17 protein-coding genes are annotated in these 17,140 nt (G+C 59.5%); 6 read left to right on the top strand and 11 right to left on the bottom strand.

From position 1 onward, the window contains the following. Positions 1-47: 47 nt before the first annotated feature. The 7 genes from CLV43_RS21670 to CLV43_RS21640 form a co-directional block, all read right to left on the bottom strand. A complete protein-coding gene (locus tag CLV43_RS21670; protein ID WP_106189071.1) occupies positions 48-353 on the bottom strand; it encodes a hypothetical protein in 306 nt (101 codons plus the stop codon). Between the two features lie 107 nt (positions 354-460). Continuing rightward, positions 461-1,501: a DNA-methyltransferase gene (locus CLV43_RS21665; protein ID WP_106189070.1), complete on the bottom strand. Its 1,041-nt coding sequence runs from the start codon at positions 1,499-1,501 to the stop codon at positions 461-463. After that, positions 1,498-2,406 (bottom strand): replication-relaxation family protein, encoded by a 909-nt coding sequence (locus tag CLV43_RS21660; protein WP_106189069.1) that lies wholly within the window; start codon positions 2,404-2,406, stop codon positions 1,498-1,500. Before CLV43_RS21660 ends, CLV43_RS21665 begins: the two co-directional genes overlap by 4 nt. Further along, positions 2,403-4,583, bottom strand: a complete 2,181-nt coding sequence (locus CLV43_RS21655; RefSeq protein ID WP_106189068.1) for a type IV secretory system conjugative DNA transfer family protein — start codon at positions 4,581-4,583, stop codon at positions 2,403-2,405. Before CLV43_RS21655 ends, CLV43_RS21660 begins: the two co-directional genes overlap by 4 nt. Positions 4,584-5,443: 860 nt before the next feature. Beyond that, the gene (locus tag CLV43_RS21650) at positions 5,444-5,713 is read right to left on the bottom strand and encodes a hypothetical protein (RefSeq protein ID WP_146174858.1); all 270 of its coding nucleotides are present in this window, start codon (positions 5,711-5,713) and stop codon (positions 5,444-5,446) included. A gap of 11 nt (positions 5,714-5,724) precedes the next feature. Continuing rightward, positions 5,725-6,105, bottom strand: a complete 381-nt coding sequence (locus CLV43_RS21645) for a hypothetical protein (RefSeq protein WP_146174857.1) — start codon at positions 6,103-6,105, stop codon at positions 5,725-5,727. A 154-nt stretch (positions 6,106-6,259) separates the two neighbouring features. Next, positions 6,260-6,646 carry a hypothetical protein gene (locus CLV43_RS21640; protein WP_106189065.1) on the bottom strand — a complete coding sequence of 129 codons (387 nt, stop codon included), beginning with the start codon at positions 6,644-6,646 and terminating at the stop codon, positions 6,260-6,262. A gap of 220 nt (positions 6,647-6,866) precedes the next feature. Here CLV43_RS21640 and CLV43_RS47175 point away from each other — a divergent pair, with 220 nt between their 5' ends. Beyond that, positions 6,867-8,432, top strand: coding sequence for a hypothetical protein (locus CLV43_RS47175; protein ID WP_146174856.1), 1,566 nt, complete (start codon positions 6,867-6,869; stop codon positions 8,430-8,432). 96 nt (positions 8,433-8,528) lie between these two features. On the opposite strand, the gene CLV43_RS21635 is transcribed toward CLV43_RS47175, so the two are convergent. Next, entirely contained in the window at positions 8,529-8,717 is a 189-nt protein-coding gene (locus tag CLV43_RS21635) for a DUF397 domain-containing protein (protein WP_106189064.1), read from the bottom strand. Between the two features lie 12 nt (positions 8,718-8,729). After that, positions 8,730-9,575: a helix-turn-helix domain-containing protein gene (locus CLV43_RS21630; protein ID WP_106189063.1), complete on the bottom strand. Its 846-nt coding sequence runs from the start codon at positions 9,573-9,575 to the stop codon at positions 8,730-8,732. A 528-nt stretch (positions 9,576-10,103) separates the two neighbouring features. On the opposite strand from CLV43_RS21630, the gene CLV43_RS21625 reads away from it, so the two are divergent. From CLV43_RS21625 to CLV43_RS21605, 5 genes are all read left to right on the top strand, one after another. Beyond that, entirely contained in the window at positions 10,104-10,487 is a 384-nt protein-coding gene (locus tag CLV43_RS21625) for a recombinase family protein (RefSeq protein ID WP_245886847.1), read from the top strand. Continuing rightward, the gene (locus CLV43_RS21620; protein ID WP_106189061.1) at positions 10,484-10,762 is read left to right on the top strand and encodes a hypothetical protein; all 279 of its coding nucleotides are present in this window, start codon (positions 10,484-10,486) and stop codon (positions 10,760-10,762) included. The genes CLV43_RS21625 and CLV43_RS21620 overlap by 4 nt, the downstream gene beginning before the upstream one ends. Then, positions 10,759-11,652 carry a helix-turn-helix domain-containing protein gene (locus CLV43_RS21615; RefSeq protein WP_106189060.1) on the top strand — a complete coding sequence of 298 codons (894 nt, stop codon included), beginning with the start codon at positions 10,759-10,761 and terminating at the stop codon, positions 11,650-11,652. Before CLV43_RS21620 ends, CLV43_RS21615 begins: the two co-directional genes overlap by 4 nt. Positions 11,653-11,672: 20 nt before the next feature. Further along, positions 11,673-12,077, top strand: coding sequence for a hypothetical protein (locus CLV43_RS21610; protein ID WP_146174854.1), 405 nt, complete (start codon positions 11,673-11,675; stop codon positions 12,075-12,077). A gap of 320 nt (positions 12,078-12,397) precedes the next feature. Further along, on the top strand, positions 12,398-15,061 hold the full coding sequence (locus tag CLV43_RS21605) for an AAA family ATPase (protein WP_170155954.1): 2,664 nt from the start codon (positions 12,398-12,400) through the stop codon (positions 15,059-15,061). Positions 15,062-15,291: 230 nt separating this feature from the next. Here CLV43_RS21605 and CLV43_RS21600 read toward each other — a convergent pair whose 3' ends face one another. Next, complete coding sequence (locus tag CLV43_RS21600; RefSeq protein ID WP_245886845.1) at positions 15,292-16,221, bottom strand: restriction endonuclease; 930 nt, start codon at positions 16,219-16,221, stop codon at positions 15,292-15,294. Between the two features lie 157 nt (positions 16,222-16,378). Further along, entirely contained in the window at positions 16,379-16,690 is a 312-nt protein-coding gene (locus CLV43_RS47170; protein WP_146174851.1) for a hypothetical protein, read from the bottom strand. Positions 16,691-17,140: the final 450 nt, after the last annotated feature.

The following is a 17,140-nucleotide window of genomic DNA, read 5'->3' as shown; positions in this document are numbered from 1 at the left end:
ACGGACAGCAGAGTTCTGCTGTCCGTAGCCGACGTGGAGTACCGCTACTACTTGTCGGTAGTGCGGCGGCTCCGGGTGGCCGAGGTGTCGGCTGGCTCGCTGTCTCCGAACAGTGCCTGGATGGCTGCCCGGCGGCTGTTGGCTTCGCGCTCGATCTCCGCCAGTGCCTCCTGCGCCCGTGCGGCGAAGTCGCCTTCGCTCCGCTTGGTCTCGACGTAGAACTCCACCGCACGCAGGATGGCGTCCGTCAGGTTCAGGCCGTCGAGCTGGGCGACGAGGGCGAACTGGGCGTGCAGCTCGTGCGGCAGGCGGATGCCCAGAGTCTTGACGCCGTTGGCTTTGGGATCGGTCATGGCCGTCCTCCTCGGTGTGGTGCGGCTGGCCATCCCTGTTGCAGGAGATGACGACAAACAGCCGCAGGCCACCGACGAAGCGGTGCCCGTCCTGAGGCGGAAGTGCCTCAGGACTTGGTGGCGTCACGCCACTTGGCAAGACGCTGCTCGGCCAGAGCGGCGTAGTCCGGGTTCAGCTCGATTCCCACCCAGTCGCGACCTTGAGTCTCAGCGGTAATCGCCGTGGTACCGCTGCCCATGAAGGGGTCGAGCACCACACCCGGCTGCCAGATCGGCGAACAGGTGCAATCCCGTTGCAGCGAGCCAACGCGTAGCAAGCGGCCGTCGATCCGCTGTTGGGCGCGTTGCCATCCCCGACCGCAGAACACGCAGACGCGTTCGGGGCAGGTACTCAGGAGCGCCCGTTCGACAAGGCTGGTCGGGAACGGAGCGAAATGGTCTGCATGGAGCGCAGCCGTACCCAGAGACCAGACATCGCCTGGATTCTTGCCGAGCGGATGCCCGATGGCCCCGGATGCCTTGAGGCGAGCCAAGCCGCCGTTGACGTCGCCAGTGCGTTCCGCACGCTGAGGCAAGGCAGTCCGCGGTGGGTACACCCCGTCGCGGCCCCGACGCTTGCCGCTGGTCGTCGGGCTCGACTTGTGAGGCTGCCGGATGGCGCCAAGGTCAAAGAAGTATCGACGTTCCTTGGTGAAGAAGTAGATCGTCTCGTGAGTGTTGCTTAGGCGATCGGTGACGTTGCTGGGCATGGGATTGGTCTTCGCCCAGACGACGTGATTGCGTAGCAACCAGCCGTCGGCCACCATGCCGAGCGCCACGCGCGATGGGCCGAGCAGCAGGCTCTTTTTAGGCGCACCCTCGCGAGGGTGGTGGGCGTACGAGTCGCCGAGGTTCAGCCACAGCGCCCCGGTTGGCTTGAGGACGCGCTTCAGGTCACTGGCGACGGCAAGGATGTCGCGCACCCAGCCCTCGACCGATGGCTCCAGGCCAAGTTGGTCTTTGTGGCCGTAGTCGCGCAGGGCGAAGTATGGCGGCGAGGTGACTATGCAGTCGACGGAATCGTCGGGCAGCTCCTTGAGGCGGCTGCGGACGTCGCCGATGAGCAGTTGGTTGCGGGGAAGCCCCGCGGCTTGTTGTTGGTTCGTCATGCGAGACCTCCATTGGTAGTTAGTAGTTGTGCGCCCTCATGTAGCAGGGCGATGGTGAACAGTGCTTGGGCATCCCGGGGCAGCCGCTCCACACCCTCTTGCAGACGACCCCTGCGGCGGCCGTCTGGCACCAGCCAGAGGACGCTTGGGAACAGGCCGTGCAGGTGCTGCTCGATGCCCGCCTGCCAGTACTGCAAGTAGACCTGGCACTTGCGTAAGACGCTCGGCAGGCTCTCGGTGCCGAGGTCGATCTCCACGAAGACCACGCGTTCGATGTCACCGACACCGATGTGTGCCAAATAGTCCGGCTTGAGCGTCAAGCTGCCGCCGATGCCGCCGAAGCGTCGCCAGACTTTGGGTTCCGTCTCGAAGGCGATCAGGTCGGCATCGCCGTTGGCCGCGATGTGTTCCGTCAGCGACGTGTGCAGTTCGGCGATTGCCAGCGTGTGATCCTGGAAGTACGGCTTGCCTTCCCAGACTTGGCGGTGCCGTCGGCCTTGATCCTGGCCAACATCCAGCACCGCCTCACCGAGCCCAGTCAGCCCGATGGTGTGTCCCTTGCTGCCTGCTCGGATGCCGCCGACGCTGCGGCCAAAGCGCACCACCAGACCAAGTTTGGCGAGGCGCTGCACGAGTGCCCGTGACCGCCTGGCCCTGGTTTTCTCGGAGCCGTCAGCGACATGGAGGCGTTGGATGTGGTGGCCGCTCAGTAGGCGGAACTGACGGAGTGAGCCGAGCACGCCAAGGTCACGGTCGCCAAGGCGATCACGCAGACGCGCCGCGCGAGTAGTCAGGTTCTGCGCCTTGTTGGGCGCAGAACTCGTAGGCGGATGGGAGTCATTGGCGCTGGTGGGAGGTAGGACGAAATCAACGGGATCGGTAGGTCGAGCGGTAGGGCTGGTCACGCTGTTGTCCTCCTTCGCCTCACACCGATAGGACTGTCACTGGGCGGGCTGTCGCCGTGCCACCGCTCCAGCAAACGGCGGTCGATCTCTTCGCCGTCGGTGCCGTAGCGCCTGCGGCTCTCGCTGCGCATGGCGTCCGGATCGGTGGTGGCGTCCGGCAGGGAGAGCGTCTGCACGGTGAACGTTGGTGTCATCTCGCCGTCGATGTAGAGCCGAGCGGCGGCCTGGAAGGCACCAATTCGTGCCAGATCGCCAGGAAGGACATCCGCACCCAGGAGCGCGGTGAGCGTCTTCTCGTCGCTGGGCGACGGCCGGAAAACCACACGGGAACGGGCGTTGGCGGCCACAGTCGCGAGAAGGCTTGCCGTCAGTTGGGCGACGTTCTGGTGGGCAACGGTGATCGATACACCGAGGCCGCGAGCCAACGCCAAGACCGCGTCAAAGTCCAGCGCTGCTATGTAGCTGGCGAACTCGTCAACCACCACCCGCACCGGGTAGCGATCTTCCTTCGGCACGGCTGCTCGCCGTTCGGCAGCCGACCAAAAGCTGCTGAGAAGCAAGCTGCCGAGCAGACGGCAGGCTTCCGTGCCGAGGAGCCCAGCATTGAGGTTCACCAGGACAACGCGGCGTTTGGTGAACAGGTCATCCAGCGTGAACGCGCTGCCGTCTGGAGCCAGCAACCGCCGGACTGCTGCCCGGCTCAGAAACGCTCGCAGCTTGTTGTTGATCGGCGCGGTGACTTGCTGCCGCTCGGCTTCAGACATGCTCTCGAACCAGGCCCACCAGGGCCCGAGGACGAGCGGGTCGCTGACGCCTGGCAGGTGCTTCCGGCGGAAGACGGCGTTGCTCAGCAGCACCGGAATGTCGGCCAGGCTGCCGCCGGGCAGCTTGGCCACGGTGAGCGTCGCGTGCAGGAGAACGTCGGTACTTCGAGGCCCGATGGCTGAGCCGTAGAGGTTTCGGAAGAGGCCGACCATCTCGTCGGCGCGGCGCTCGGCTTCCTCGGGTGGCCCGGCCAGCGGGTTGAAGCCGACGACTCCTTCGCCAGGTGATCCAGCTGGGTCGATGACCACCACGTCCTCGCGGCGGTCATCCGGAATGCGGGCTAAAAGATCGTGGATCAGGTCTCCACGTGGCTCTACAACGAAAACTCCATGTCCAGCTTGGACGTCGGCCAGTACTGCCCCCGCGAGCCAGTTGCTCTTGCCAGAGCCAGTCGGGCCCACGACATGGACATGGTGGCCACTGGCGGAATCTGGCATGACGACTGCTTGTTGGCGACTGGCCGGATGCAGGCTGGTACCGATGATCCGGATCGGCTGCGGGCTGTCTGGTTCCCGCAGCAAGCTGGCGGGCGGGCGTCCCAGCACCAGACCCGTGGCTCCTGGAAGGTCGCGCTCGCCAAGCGGGAACGCAAGGAGCGTGGCCAACTCGGCAACACTGACCACCGATGACCACCGACCACTGTTGTGATGGACGGCCGTCAGATTGTGAGCTCGCTGGGCGGTGGCCGTGCTGGTTCGCAGACAGGTGCCGCTGCTGTCGGCCAGAGCGAGAGCAGCAGCCACGGACTGGATGAGGCTGCGGTTGGCCCTAGCGTCACCACCACCGGCCCCGATCCTGCCTCGCACGGTGAGGATGGGTTCGGACGTCTTGGTTTTCCAGTCTCGTTCGGTGGCCGTGTCCGGCGTTGGCGTCCGTAGCCCGAGCGTCTCGCTGAGCCGAAAGGTTTCTGGCTGCTGGGCGCGGGGCTGCGCCGGGCCGATCGCCCACTGGACGACTGCCGTCTGACCATCCGGCAAGCGGCTGAGGCAATCCAGCACCGCTGAGCTGACGGCCTCGGCCGTGTCCAGGCGCAGCGGACTGGACAGGTTGCTCAGCTTGATGTCAGCGGCCAGCTCCGGTGATGTCCGATCAGCATCCGCCAGCTGGACGACGTCGAGTCGGGGCAATTGGGCCCGCAATTGGCGCGGCAGTTTCGACGCTAGCTTGTAGTCGGTGCCGAGCAACCAACGGATGATGCCCTTCTCCGCGCGAAGCTCGAAGACGACCAGGGGCGTCTTCTGGAGCGGGCCGGATGTGGGGCGGTTCGCGAGAGGCCGCAGGGCCGCCGTGAGGTCGGCCAGCGTCAGGCCGCGAGGCGGGTGCAGCTCCGACCAGACGAGTGGCTTACTCATGGTCGACCTCGCCCTGCTCGGCCGAGTCCGCGGTGACCGCGGTCGCCTGACCTGAAAGCGAACTCAGCTCGGCTTGCACCTGCTGACGAGCAAGCAAGATGCTGGCGCGGGCTAGCGCACGAACGGCGGGATGTGGCCGCGCGTCGGCTGTTACAGTTACGGGCTCTTGGCCCGAGTCTTGTGACATTCAGTCTCCCTTCTGTTGGTGTTGGTACACCTTCCGAATTCAGGGCATGACGAATAAGCCAGACTTGCGGCAGCAAGCAGCTAGAAGCTTGTCGTCATGGCGACCTGAGTATCTAAAGAAGGCGTGAGGGCGAGCTGTCCAAAGCTGCACGAACGGACATACGGCCTGTTGTAGGAAAGACTTATGCTCGCCCTCAAGCCAACTATGCAAGAAATCTACGGACTAGGAAAGAGAGAATGTAATAGTCACATCGGCGACTGGTACCCATCTACCTCTGACGGTGGGCCAGCCGATGGACGCCGAACGCCCGGTGACTTGTCGCCGTTGGTCGAACGTCGCTGGCGGTGCAGCTCGGCTTCCAAGGTCGAGAGCGTCAGTTCGCGCTCTACGGCTTGCAGCTCTTCGTGGACGTGTAGACGCTCCAAGAATTGCTTACGGGTGAGTCTGGGCACACGTGTCCTCCTGGTGGATTGTTGGGATAAGATCTGATATCGACGTATCTACCAGCTGCGCTGAATCCACCAGTAGATCGCCACGAGGGCCGCCAGACCGATGAGCGAACCCATAAGCGGGGCTAGCAGTTCGTAGACCAGCCGCGCACCCAGTGAAATCGCAAGCAGTGCCATAGCCCCAAGAAAGATGCGGGCAGGCCAGCCCTTCCCAGGCGCTGCACTCACTGTTCTGACTTCCACTTACCTGCGATGTGCTCCATCTGGGCCTTCGTATCGGCGGTGATCTTCTCGACGGCACGGCGCTGCTGCTTGGCTCGCCTCATCTCACGGAACCAGGCCACCACTGTTGGACGCGTGCTGACCCACACGAGCGCGAAGGTCACCAAGACGAACAGCGCGAGTACCCAGTGGTGAGCCGCCCAGGGAATGGCGATTTCCACCACGAACAAGGCGACAAGGGCGCAGAGCCCTCCAACAACGATGGCTCCCACGATCTGGTGCCCTAGCCTCGCTGGATTCGCAGGACTACTGCGAGGTGGTTTACCGCGACGTCTGCCAAGGCCATGGCCAAGGCGGTCTGCTCGTCTCCCTGGGTCAGAAGGCGGCGGTGAGTGTTCACCTCTCGAACGGCCTCCATGGCCAACTGTGCGATCTGGGCTGAGTTCTGGAGTTGCCGTGCCTGAAGCACGGCACCCATGTCCTGCATACGAAGTGCTCGGTTGAACGCCCGGCCCTCCCTGGTGATGGGCAAGCCACTTGAGTTCTGCCAGTTGTCTGACTGGCCGGTGATTTGGATCTCTCCTTGCATCTTTTGCGTCTTCCTTTCACTTGGTTCCAGGCGATCTGCCTGAAGGTCATTGCCATGCAGGAAGAACATTGGCATGTGGTCGATCCAGTACCTAATGGAAATGGTGGAAAGAAATGGTGGAACTACTGGAAACGGTGGAAAAGGGCAGGTCAGGGCCCTAAATTTAAACAGCCCATCTCCCCTCGAAAGGGTGATGGGCTGGTGGTGGGATCGGCCAAGTTGCAGAATGTTACCGATTGGTACGCTGATGCCTGGCGGAGCGGAGAGTGAAGGACTGCGGGCTGACCGCCTCGTTGCAGTCCCAGCAGTCCTTTACGAGCAAGTCAGGGACAACGCGCCTCTCTAGCGCGTTGGTGTGACTGTCCTCGCGGGCGAAAGTGCCTGGCCTGGTAGTGAGGATGGTCTTGCCTTCTGTCGCCCAACTCTGGGCGATGAGCGCAAAGACGACCATGTAGATGCCAAAATCGTAGCCACAATCTTCCGTGCCGTCGCCCTCTTCGCACCAATCACGTAAGTAATGCGCAAGATGGTCGATGTGCTCGTGCTGCGAGCTGCTGTAGCACGAAAGAAAGTCTTGGAAGGCATCTTCTTCGATATACGCAACAGATGAAATCATCTTTTGACCTCCAAGAGGCCAATCCCGGCGTATATTTAACTACATTTAAGCAGATTTGTAAATACTTTAATTACCTTTTTCGATGTTTTGTCAAACTGAGCAAAAGGAAATTGGTTTCAGGCGGACGCGACCCTATACCCAAGGTCACCCGTTCGGGTTTCTGGGGTTCAAAGTACAATCTTCCAAAATGAGTAACAGCTGAACCTGGAGGGTGTTAGGCATGAAGGTCGACCCTAAAGAAATTGAGCAACTTTTCCATGAAGGACATGAGTTTGCATCCGGAACGTGTCCAAAACTAGTGCGGCAGCTGAAACTAAAATTCCGACTCGATCCAAAAAGTCTAGATATTGACAGTGGGCTCATGCGCACGTTCTTGCGTGTTGTATTCATCGAACAAGTCGACCAAGGCAATTTCGACGACGCAACCAAGTCGGTGCATGAGTACATCGGGATGTCCAAGCTGAGCTATCCGAATGTACTTGAAAAACTGGGCACGCGGTCCGATGCTGTGAAATTTATTCAGACCGCCAAAGAAATAGTGAAAGTCGAGGATGAGGATGCGGGGCTTAGATATCTGCTTGGCGTAAAAACTATCCGCCAGATATTGGCATCCATGCATTTTCGTCCCGCCAAAGGATATTCGGCCGCCTATGCAAGAAAGAAATACGAAGGAAGGGCAATTGAAGCAGCGATAGCCGCTATCCAGTGTGCGCTAGATGATCTACATACGCTGCAAAGGGTTGCTAACTCGCTCGGCATCCCCTATGAGGCAAAAGAAGCTCTCGTTGCAAGTAGCTCTGCGCAAGAGGGAAAGAACGCTGCTAAGTCGAGGGAGGAGGGTGTGGTAGAAGCAAGTGTGGCGCGAACTTCTTCCGCAGCAATTCCAGATGTGCCCGAGTCGGTATCGTTTGCAACATCCGAACATATCGCACAGCAGGAAAAATTAGAGCCGCCAGTAAGGCGAAAGCGTCTGACTACCTCTAAGAAACTTGTCGTAGGAGCAGCCGTCCTAGGGTTGATCGCTGGAGCTGCATTTATTCCACACTGGCAAGGAGGTAATGCCGAGGAAGTTAAGCCTAAAACCGCTCAAGACATAAAGGTATCCGGCAGTACGGGATCAGAAATCCCCTACACGCTGATTGTCGCATCTGACCCAAAAGAGGCAAGCTTCGGAACTGGCGACGGCGGGGATAAGTCAGCTGGTTTTCCTCCGGGCTACATGTTCCCCGCCGGAGACCTTTTCAAGCTTCGCCCGCCCGATGAGCCCTGCGAGCTAGTGGACTTGAATTCATGGTCTAGGGCAAATGGCGGCATCAGCGTCGGGGGGAATATCGCTCGAATTACGATTGCTGCACGCGATAAGCCGATGGTGATTAGCTCTGCATCGATAGGGCGAACGGTCACTGCAGATTCATTGCAAGGCGAACGTCCTATATGTCAGCCAAAGGGAGGATCGCAAGCGTATAACTACCTCAAGCTGGACATCGACTCGCAAACTGCGGTCTTCCGTGAGGGGGACGACCTTATGCCGGGAGTCGAGAAGACAGACAAGCCGTTCTATCTAAGTCTTGATCCCGGCAAGTCGGCAACCGTGTTGATGCGATCGACGTCAAATAACTGTTACTGCGAATGGTGGCTCGATTTGAGCATTACCGTTGATGGTCAGACGTATATTCATACTATCAACGACAATGGTAATCCGTTCGTAGTGGCTCCCAAATCAGTCAATTATCCATACTATAAATACAATTCGGGAGCCGGTCAGTGGCTTCCGTACCGCCCCTGATAATGTTCATGCGCTGCACAAATTTTGAATTGCAGAAGTTGTGGGTATACCGATTATTGCCCCCGCTGGGGTTGAGCTGTCAGATGGGCCGACAGCTCAACCTCTGAAGCCCCGAGCAAACCGCACCCAAGTCGTACGCGGGAACGTCACCACAGGCCCATCCGGGTTCTTCGAGTCGCGCACAGCCGTGGTGGTGGCACTGTCAGCGACCTCGACGCACTGGGCGCCGCTGCCGCTGTAGCTGCTCTTCCGCCACTGGGCGCTCTTCCGGGCGTCCGTCGACATCTGCGGCTCCTCTTACAGTCGGTTCTGGGTCTGACGCAGGTAGTCGGCCATGTCCTCATGGCTGAGCGCCGTGCGCTGCGCCGACTCAAACGCGAGGTTATAGGTCTGGGCGTGCTGAGGGCGAGCAAGGTAGTCCGCCGTGGCCAAGCTCTCGATGTACACGATGCTTGCCCGAGCCCTGGCGATGTACAGCAACGTGAAGGTGTACTCCAGCGCCGCGTGCGCCCCGGCTTCCAGCGGCACGATCTGGATGGTGACGTTCGGCAGCGCACCCAGCTCCAGCAGCCGTTCGATCTGCCCAGCCAGCACGTCAACGCCGCCAATCCTCCGGAGCACCGCCTCCTCGTTGAGCACGGCGTGCAGCTTGCGGCCGGGGTCGTTCTTGTAGCGGTCACCTCGGGCAACGCGGTCACGAGCGATCGTCGGCATGTCTGCCGGGGCGATCACCAAGGAGCTGGCCATCTGCGCCAGGGCGTAGGCCTCGCTCTGGAGGTTGCCCGGTACTGACGCGCCGTAGTACTCGCGGATCTCGTCAGCAGCACGTTCCAGCCAGACGTAGCGCCGGGAGTGATCCGGTACCCGCGCCGGAGCCAGCTTGCGCCTGGCTTCCACGCCGAGCTTGCGGATCTCGTCAGCCACCGGGCCGCTGACCTTGTAGAGCTCGAAGAGCCGGTCAAGTTCGGTGTCGGTGGTGTTGAGGTCGCCGTTCTCGACCTTGCCGAGCTTGCCCCGGTACCAGCCGGGCATGGCGGTGTTGGCCTGGTCGACGGTCATGCCGGTGGCTTCGCGCAGCTCGGCCAGACGAGCGCCGAAGATCAGGCGCTGCACGATGGGGCCGGGATCCTCGTCGTCAACCATGCCGTTCAGTGTGCCTGGCGAGATCATCACGGCGCTTAAGTACTCCCATCGGGCGACCCTAGGGTCAAGTGGCTTCCAGATTGAAACTCAATCTGTCATCGTTTGGATTGAGTTTCAAGTTGAGGCTCACTGAAGCAGGCGGAGCGCGGTGGACACCGTGCCGACCCCGAGCGGCGCATCCAGCGAGCCCTGCGCCCCGCCTGCATCCACCCCCAGGAGGCCTGCGGTGGTCGTTTCGTATGTGCGGTTGTGGCCGCCAGCTTGGGTCTGGGAGGTGCCTGATGCGCGGATTTCTTGAGGCATACCAACAAGTTCCGGCCGCTGACCTCGCGGAGTCGATGCCCGTAGAGGACGAGTCCGCAGTGCTGCCGGAACCCAGGCAGAGCTCTACGCCCTGATCGTCCTGGCGCTGGTGCTGCACACGCCACGACTGCTTGGCGTCGGGAGTACCTGCATCCAGTGCCACACCCCTTGGCCGTGCCCGCAGGCAGCTCTTGCCTACCGACTCCGAGAGAGGTTCTAGCCGTGATGCCCGCACCCGACGAAGCCCCGCAGGCTGAGACCAGCCGCCCCGTGGTTTACGGCTACCTGCGCCTCGAAGAACCAGACAACGACCAGATCGCCATGCTATGTAAGGAACTCAGCAGCTACTGCGCCGAAGCTGGCTTTCTCCTGGCCTCGGTGTTCGTCGACCGCGAAGTGCCCGGCAAGCAGGTCAAGCGCCCAGGGTTCGCGGGCGTGATCGACGTGCTTGACCTAGCCAGCTCACACGGTGTGGTGGTGCCGCATCTCGACCACTTGTCAATCGACAACGAAGTTCTTGCCTTCCTGCGACGACTCATCCGTCGCCGAGGCTCGGTGCTGCTGGTCGTCCATGAAGAAGAGGACTTGGTCAAGGCGGACGGGCCGTGACGCCCGAAGTGCGTGTCCTGCTGGCGGGCATGAGCAACGTCAACTCGGAGCTGAGCCGCTACATCCTGCGCAGCCTCGATGTGCAGAATGGCCTGAGTGAGGCGGGCTTCTCCGCCGAGCGGGAGACGGCACTCGGCCAGCAGATGGTGAGCCTGGGCGAGGCCTTGCAGCTGATCGCCGAGCGGCGCCGCCAGATCCTCGGCAGCCCCGACACCACTGCTGCGCCTCCTGGCGTGAGCCACCACAACCCAGAAGGCGACGTGCCACAGCCATGAGCGCACTTACTGACGACGTCAAGCGCCCCATCCGTACGACCAGCGCCCACAGTCGAGAACTCGGCGAGGAACTCCGGTTGGTTCGCGAGTGTGCTGGTCTGCGAGGCACTGCCATCTCAGAACAGTTGGAGTGGTCACCGAGCAAACTCTCCAAGCTGGAGAACGGCGTGCGCGGGACGAGTGAAACCGACATCGCGTCGTTGCTGACCGCCTGCCGTGCCGACAAGGCCACCCGCACGCGCATACTGCGGCTCGCTCAGGAGCCCGACTACGGCTATTTCCTCCGCGTGCATGGCGACGCCGTTCCAGATGATCTTCTTTGCCTACGAATGCACGAAGCCCAGGCGCTGACCATCTCCACCTACGAGCCGATGCTGATCCCGTCGCTACTGCAAGCAGAGCCGTACGCCGAAGCACTGCTTGATGAGTCCACCGCCAGCGACGAACAACACGCTGCCTGGGTTGATGCTCGGATGGAGCGGCAGAAGGTGCTGGAGCAGGAGGCAGCTCCGGCAGCGACGTTCTTCCTGCACGAGATAGCGCTCCGTCTGGTGGTTGGCAGCCACGCCGTGATGCACGACCAGTGCATGAAGCTGAGCCTTCTGTCTGAGTGGTCGCCAATCAGCCTGCGGGTGGTGCCGTGGTCGGTGGGACATCCGGCGCTCCAGTACGGCGCGACCTACCTGATGTTCGCGCCACATGTGAAGCCGATGGGCTATACGGACACCGACGTGGCCACTGTCTTCTACGACGAGGACGCCGCCATCTCGGTCATGCAGTGGAAGTTTGACGTCCTCGACCAGCTGGCGCTCAGCCCCGAGGCATCGCAGGACGTTTTCCTGCACTGGGCGGAGATCTACAGCCACGGCGACCTTGAACCTCGGGGCTGAACGTGGCAACCGTCGATCTGGTGACCAAGGCCGCGGTGGCAGTGCTCGGTCTTCTGCTGCTCAGCATTGCTTGGTGCGTCGTGAGCGCGGCGCTCAAGGAGCACCGCCGCCAGGAAGCCGAGACCTGGGCTCGGAGCCAAATCTCCCAAGTGGCGGACGACAGCATGAGCAAGCACCGCCAGTCAGAGGCCCCTGACGGCCTGACCGAACCGATGCCCTGCCTCGGCAAGCACCACGGGCACCAAGAAGAGGCGGTCACGGTGTCCATGCTGATAGACCGAGCTGTGAAGGCCAGAGAGGCGCTTCGCCTCAACTGGCCTGACAGCGATCCCGATGAGCCTGGCTATCTGCGGCAACTCGCGGATGGGTACCCAACTGGGGTGCTGCCTGTTATCCGCGAGGTTGCTGAGCCTTGGTATCGGTGAGAACAGCTCAGAATTACTGAGAAGCGGTTGCAGCAAGATGCGCGTTGATGGATTGCAACGCAAAGTAGCAGCTCGTGTACTCGCCGTCATTCACTCTAATGGGCAGGTATTGCCGTAACGTCTTGTATACTCGTCCCGATACGTGTTCAAGTGTGGAAACTAAAGGCTTAAGCGTCGAGCTCGCTTAGCGGGTGGAGAGTGTCGAGTGCAGGGCGCAAAAGCGTTACGTGTCCATCTTTGGTCGCCTTAAATCGACGGCTGACCACACCTTGGTCGTTCGCGCGTTGACCAAAGGAGTGATTCCTATCATAATGCCAAAGATGGTAGATCCGATTGCTCAGAAGAACAACTTAGTCGCCGCCTACTCGGCTGTTGTTCAGTGGTCGGTGAGCCGCCCATTTTGGCAGCGAGACGCGTTGCGTCGACTGGTTGCTGGCGCGTTGACCCCATCCGATCTGGAGCAGTTGGCTGAGCTCTGCTTGCAGCAGGCGACCACTGGGCGATGCGAGAATTTCGAGCCTCTATCCGAAGATCATGTTCCGAGTCAGAGCGATGGCGGTATCTCCACAGAGCTTTCGCGGATCAGCCAAGTCCGCAACGTTAACTTGCTCGCTGCTGACCAAGAGTTGCTTTTTGCTTCAGCGGGCATCACTGTCGTTTATGGAGATAATGGTGCAGGCAAATCCGGCTACAGTAGAATTTTGAAGCAGATTTGCCGGGTTCGCGGCAAGATAAATTCGATTCTGCCTAATGTCTATGCGGATGCTGCTGGAAACTTGCCAAGTGCTGAGGTTGCATACAACTACGGTGTTGATGAGCTTACGCATTCGTGGCAAAGTGGAAAGCTTGCGCCACCCGAACTTCGCCAAATTACCCTGTTCGATACTTCCGCGTCAAACCACCTGCTTACTGAAGAAGACGACGTAGCGTTTGCGCCGGAGGTTCTTACACTCCTGGAAGCGCTGGCTAAAGCGTGTGGGTCAGTTGAATCCGTCATAGATGGACGTGTTCGGAGCCTTCATGCTGAGCAAGCTGCTCTTCCTCGGTTCATTGAAGGTGGCATGGTCAGTGCTCAAATCAAAAAGCTGGGTGCGGACGGTTGCGCTGCTGCTATTAACGAGCTTGCGGTGCTTTCGGATGTTGAAGTTTCTCGATTGAGTTTCCTTGGCAAAGAGCTTGAAGCATTGCGCCAAAGCGATCCGGCTACGAAGGCAAAACTCCACAAACAGCATGAACAACAGTTGCGACCTATTTATATCGCGGCTGGTCGTCTTGCAGAAGCATTGAGTGATGTCAAAGTTCAACAGGCCCGAGACTTGATCGTCGAAGTCTCCGAACAGCAGAAAGCTGTGGAAGCGGATGCATCGCTTCTTGAAGGCACCAGTGTTGAGGGTGTTGGTTCAGAAACTTGGATGAGGCTTTGGCGGGCTGCACGGGCATATTCCCAAGACCAGGCCTACCCGCACCACGAGTTTCCGCACGTCGGCGCGGAGGCGCATTGCGTCCTATGTCATCAGGAGTTGCAGCCTGCGGCAGCCTTGATGCTTACTTCTCTTGAGAAGTTCGCGCGAGATGAATCGCAGTCAAAGCTCGACGTATTGAGAGGTCGGGCAAAGAAGCTGGTGACCTCGATCCGCGAGGCCGTGGAGAACAACGTTCCTCGCGCAGGTTCACTTGCTCCCCTCGGTGAGACTTACAAAGATCTTGATGAGAAGTTGGCTCGCTTCGGGGAGGCTGTTCGCGCACGTACAGACTTTGTTTGTGCCCTCCTGGAGGAAAAGACGGCTCTCGATGCGGCTTTGCCCGTAGTTGATTGGAGAGTCAGCGATGTCATGGAAGACCTTCGCGCAGCTTCAGATGCGGAGGCTACGCAAGCCGAAGAGCTGATTGCGGCGAGCGATCCAGAAGCGCTCAAGAAGGTTCAAAAGGAGTATGAAGAGCTTAGCGACCGTGCTCTCTTGAGTAAGAGTCTTGCGGTTGTCATTGGTGAACATGACCGTAAGGTGCAGGTTCAAGCTCTTGTGAAAGCGAAGGCGTTGTGCAACACGCAGCAAATCACGATACAGGTCAAGAAGCTCTCCGAGCAGCTGATTACTGAGCGACTAAAATCGGCATTCCAGTCTGAACTGAAGGAACTTGGAGCTGACCGACTTAAGGTCGAGATTGCTAAAGGCGACGCCCGAAAAGGAAAGTCACTTCACCGGCTTGCATTTAGTGGCGTGAAGTCGACCCAGCGTCTTACGGATGTGCTCAGCGAAGGTGAATGCCGAGCTGTTGCGCTTGCCGGATTCTTTACTGAGTTGTCGACAAGCACGGACGGATCGGCCATTGTGTTCGATGATCCAGTTTGTTCACTTGATCACAACTTTCGGCTTAAAGCCGCGCGTCGAATTGCACTGGAAGCAAAGAACCGCCAGGTTCTGATTTTTACCCATGATCTCGCCTTTGTAGAGGCGTTAAACAGGTACGCAGCTGATTCAGCTGTGTCTATTGCATATGTTCAGATTGAGCGCGGGGCAGGCGTAACAGGACTTTGTGACGATGGGTTGTCTTCGCTTGGAGCTCCGGTCAAAGAGCGCATCGGCAAGATAAAGGTGAAGCTTGAACAGGTCAAGAAGATGTATGACAGCGGCGCGGATGCCGCATGGCGCACGGAGGCTTATCGAATCGCAGGACAGCTACGTGCAGCTTGGGAGAGGGCTGTAGAAGAGCGACTTTTTCAAGGTGTTATCTCTCGCTTTGACCGCCCAGTTCAGACGAACAGGCTACGTAAAGTCTCGGTCGAAGATGACGATTGGGATACTCTTGAGTCGCAAATGACTGAGATTTCAAGGTGGATTGACGCGCACGATGCGCCAGCTTCGGCGGGCGATCCGGCACCCTCTCACGACGATCTGCGGAGTTCTTTGGACTCCCTGGAACTATGGGGTAAACAGCTGGACACGAGAGCCGCGATGACGGAAAGGAGACGGAAGAAGTCGTAGTTTGTCTGACTTTCCAGGAGGATGATTGTCAGGCTTTTACGACAATGTACCCCAACCATCGTTCGCGGTTGGGGCACTTGCTGTCAGGCGACCGGTCAGGACGACTTCAGCGACCAGCGGTCGCGGTGCGTGGTACTGCCATCTTGTCCGAGTGGTCAAGAATTCGTCTGATCTGCGGAGATGGGTCAAAATACCCTCAATTAAGGTACCTCGTGCGCTGGCGAGAACGGCTAGAGCATCTCCGCCACAGGAAAGTAGCAGTTGCCAGTCTCATTGGCGTGACGCTTCTTGCGCTTCAGGAGATCATCGAGGCGGACGCGCCCGTCAAGTACAGCCATGATGTCCATGCCGTCAATGGTGATGAACGGTGTGCCGTCCTCGTAGGTGTCAAGGGCATCCTGGGTAAAACCGCTGATGCTTGCATACAGTCCTAGCGCGTTCTTGCCCTTGCGTCGGATCTTGCTGGCGAAGACATCCAAGTGCCCGCGGCCGATGGCTTTCTTCCACCAACGGGCTTCTAAGATGTAGTCGTCGGTGTCAAAGCTGAACGCTCCGTCGATCTGCTCGTTCGCCAGAGAGTATGCCGCTCGTGGTTCGAGGTCGAACAGCCCGAACAGTGCATTGAGGAACTTCTCAAGCTCAATGCCTCGTTGCTGGGGCGTACCAGTGCCCTTGTGCATCCCAAGGAACTCGTCCTTGAGGGCAGATAGTGACTCAGTGAACGCCCGGCTTCTGCTGGCTTCTGCGGCTGCTTTGGCCATCGCGGCTACCGCACGTTCGTTGGCTTCGGCAATCTCCTGGTGGCGCTTCGTCCACTTGCGCAGCTCTGCGACAGCGTCCTTGGCCTTGGAGATCAGGTCGGCGCTGTCTTCTTGGGCGTTCAGGTTTGGGAAGCTGTCCATGCTCGCTACGCGCAGCATCAGGGAAATCGCGACACCCTGATACTTGCTCTCGTTGGCCATGAGACGTTCGACCAATTCGCCAGAGTTCTCACGCTTGGTCGTTGGGCCCGTCAGATCGAGTCCAGTCAATAGCTCTAAGTTGTCCTTGAGCAGACCACGAAGGTAGCGTGCCCATGGCGGCTTGTTCCAGTAAATAACTGAGAGAGCATCAGCCAGGGCATTATAGGCGTTGGGGTCGATCTTCTTCGCGTTCTGCATGTTCACTAGCGGCGTCCTTACTTGTCCACCATTACGCACAAACAGCCCCGACTGGCCTAGCTACCCCATGACGCTCTGATGTTGGGCAGTAGCGTGTCAGTATACAAGGTGGTTCAAGTCGGCCTGCTGCTGCGCAGAAACGGCGCCTTTTCGAGATCTACTTCGACTTGCAAGAAGCAAAGACCAGCACGCCAGCGGTATCTGATTCAATGCAATCAGCGTATGCTACTTTGAAGCTAGGTACGTCGACACCATTGGCGCTAAGCACCACGGCATCGATGGCATTGTGAGCCGGGCCAGTTGCGGCGTTGGGAATCTGTCGCCACCGTCCGCTGTCCCGAGCAAAAACCCGGTAGCCCAGCGAAGACGAACTTTCACCGGATGCGAACACGACTGCGAACTTATCTCGGCAAGCAGGTTCCATGAGTGACGACGCCACCGTGGCGTCCAGATTGGCATCGGCCACCATCTGTTTAGCTTCACACGTACTACTGCTGCCTGTGCTAGGAGAAGTAGCACTTGACTGTCCGGTGCTTGGGGGTGTGACCGTGCATTGCGCGTCTTGTGCCCGTACTACCGAAGTAAGATCGCCTGCTGTCGCTTCCGTGTACGACGGGACGGGGCTCGTACTGCCGACAGACCGCAGTGGCTGTTCGGGCGTGCCAACAGATTTCGTGAACTCTTGACCACCATGGTTGTAGTGGATGGCTAGACCCCACTCAACGTAGCCATCGCAGATGGTTGCATCCAGTCGGAACCGTGCGGGATCGGCAATGGAAGCAGTAAAGGAAGCGCCGGACAGCGGCTTGCTAACGCCCGGCTTATCAGCACCATCGCCTTCTACTCCGCGATCCACTACTTCAGGCTTCCCGATGTCAAGATTGGCTGAATAGATGCGAGTTGGCACACCGCCGCATCC

Source organism: Umezawaea tangerina, assembly GCF_003002815.1.
In the GTDB taxonomy this organism is placed as follows: domain Bacteria; phylum Actinomycetota; class Actinomycetes; order Mycobacteriales; family Pseudonocardiaceae; genus Umezawaea; species Umezawaea tangerina.
This window is presented reverse-complemented; position numbering and strand designations above follow the sequence as displayed.

Excerpts from the sequence above, each read along its gene's own strand:
- CLV43_RS21665 (WP_106189070.1), bottom strand. The coding sequence starts at position 1,501 with ATGACGAACCAACAACAAGCCGCGGGGCTTCCCCGCAACCAACTGCTC.
- CLV43_RS21630 (WP_106189063.1), bottom strand. The coding sequence starts at position 9,575 with ATGGTTGACGACGAGGATCCCGGCCCCATCGTGCAGCGCCTGATCTTC.
- CLV43_RS21605 (WP_170155954.1), top strand. The coding sequence starts at position 12,398 with ATGGTAGATCCGATTGCTCAGAAGAACAACTTAGTCGCCGCCTACTCG.
- CLV43_RS21625 (WP_245886847.1), top strand. The coding sequence starts at position 10,104 with ATGCCCGCACCCGACGAAGCCCCGCAGGCTGAGACCAGCCGCCCCGTG.
- CLV43_RS47175 (WP_146174856.1), top strand. The coding sequence starts at position 6,867 with ATGAAGGTCGACCCTAAAGAAATTGAGCAACTTTTCCATGAAGGACAT.
- CLV43_RS21615 (WP_106189060.1), top strand. The coding sequence starts at position 10,759 with ATGAGCGCACTTACTGACGACGTCAAGCGCCCCATCCGTACGACCAGC.
- CLV43_RS21655 (WP_106189068.1), bottom strand. The coding sequence starts at position 4,583 with ATGAGTAAGCCACTCGTCTGGTCGGAGCTGCACCCGCCTCGCGGCCTG.
- CLV43_RS21635 (WP_106189064.1), bottom strand. The coding sequence starts at position 8,717 with ATGTCGACGGACGCCCGGAAGAGCGCCCAGTGGCGGAAGAGCAGCTAC.
- CLV43_RS21600 (WP_245886845.1), bottom strand. The coding sequence starts at position 16,221 with ATGCAGAACGCGAAGAAGATCGACCCCAACGCCTATAATGCCCTGGCT.
- CLV43_RS21670 (WP_106189071.1), bottom strand. The coding sequence starts at position 353 with ATGACCGATCCCAAAGCCAACGGCGTCAAGACTCTGGGCATCCGCCTG.
- CLV43_RS47170 (WP_146174851.1), bottom strand. The coding sequence starts at position 16,690 with ATGGTGGCCGATGCCAATCTGGACGCCACGGTGGCGTCGTCACTCATG.
- CLV43_RS21640 (WP_106189065.1), bottom strand. The coding sequence starts at position 6,646 with ATGATTTCATCTGTTGCGTATATCGAAGAAGATGCCTTCCAAGACTTT.
- CLV43_RS21645 (WP_146174857.1), bottom strand. The coding sequence starts at position 6,105 with ATGCCAATGTTCTTCCTGCATGGCAATGACCTTCAGGCAGATCGCCTG.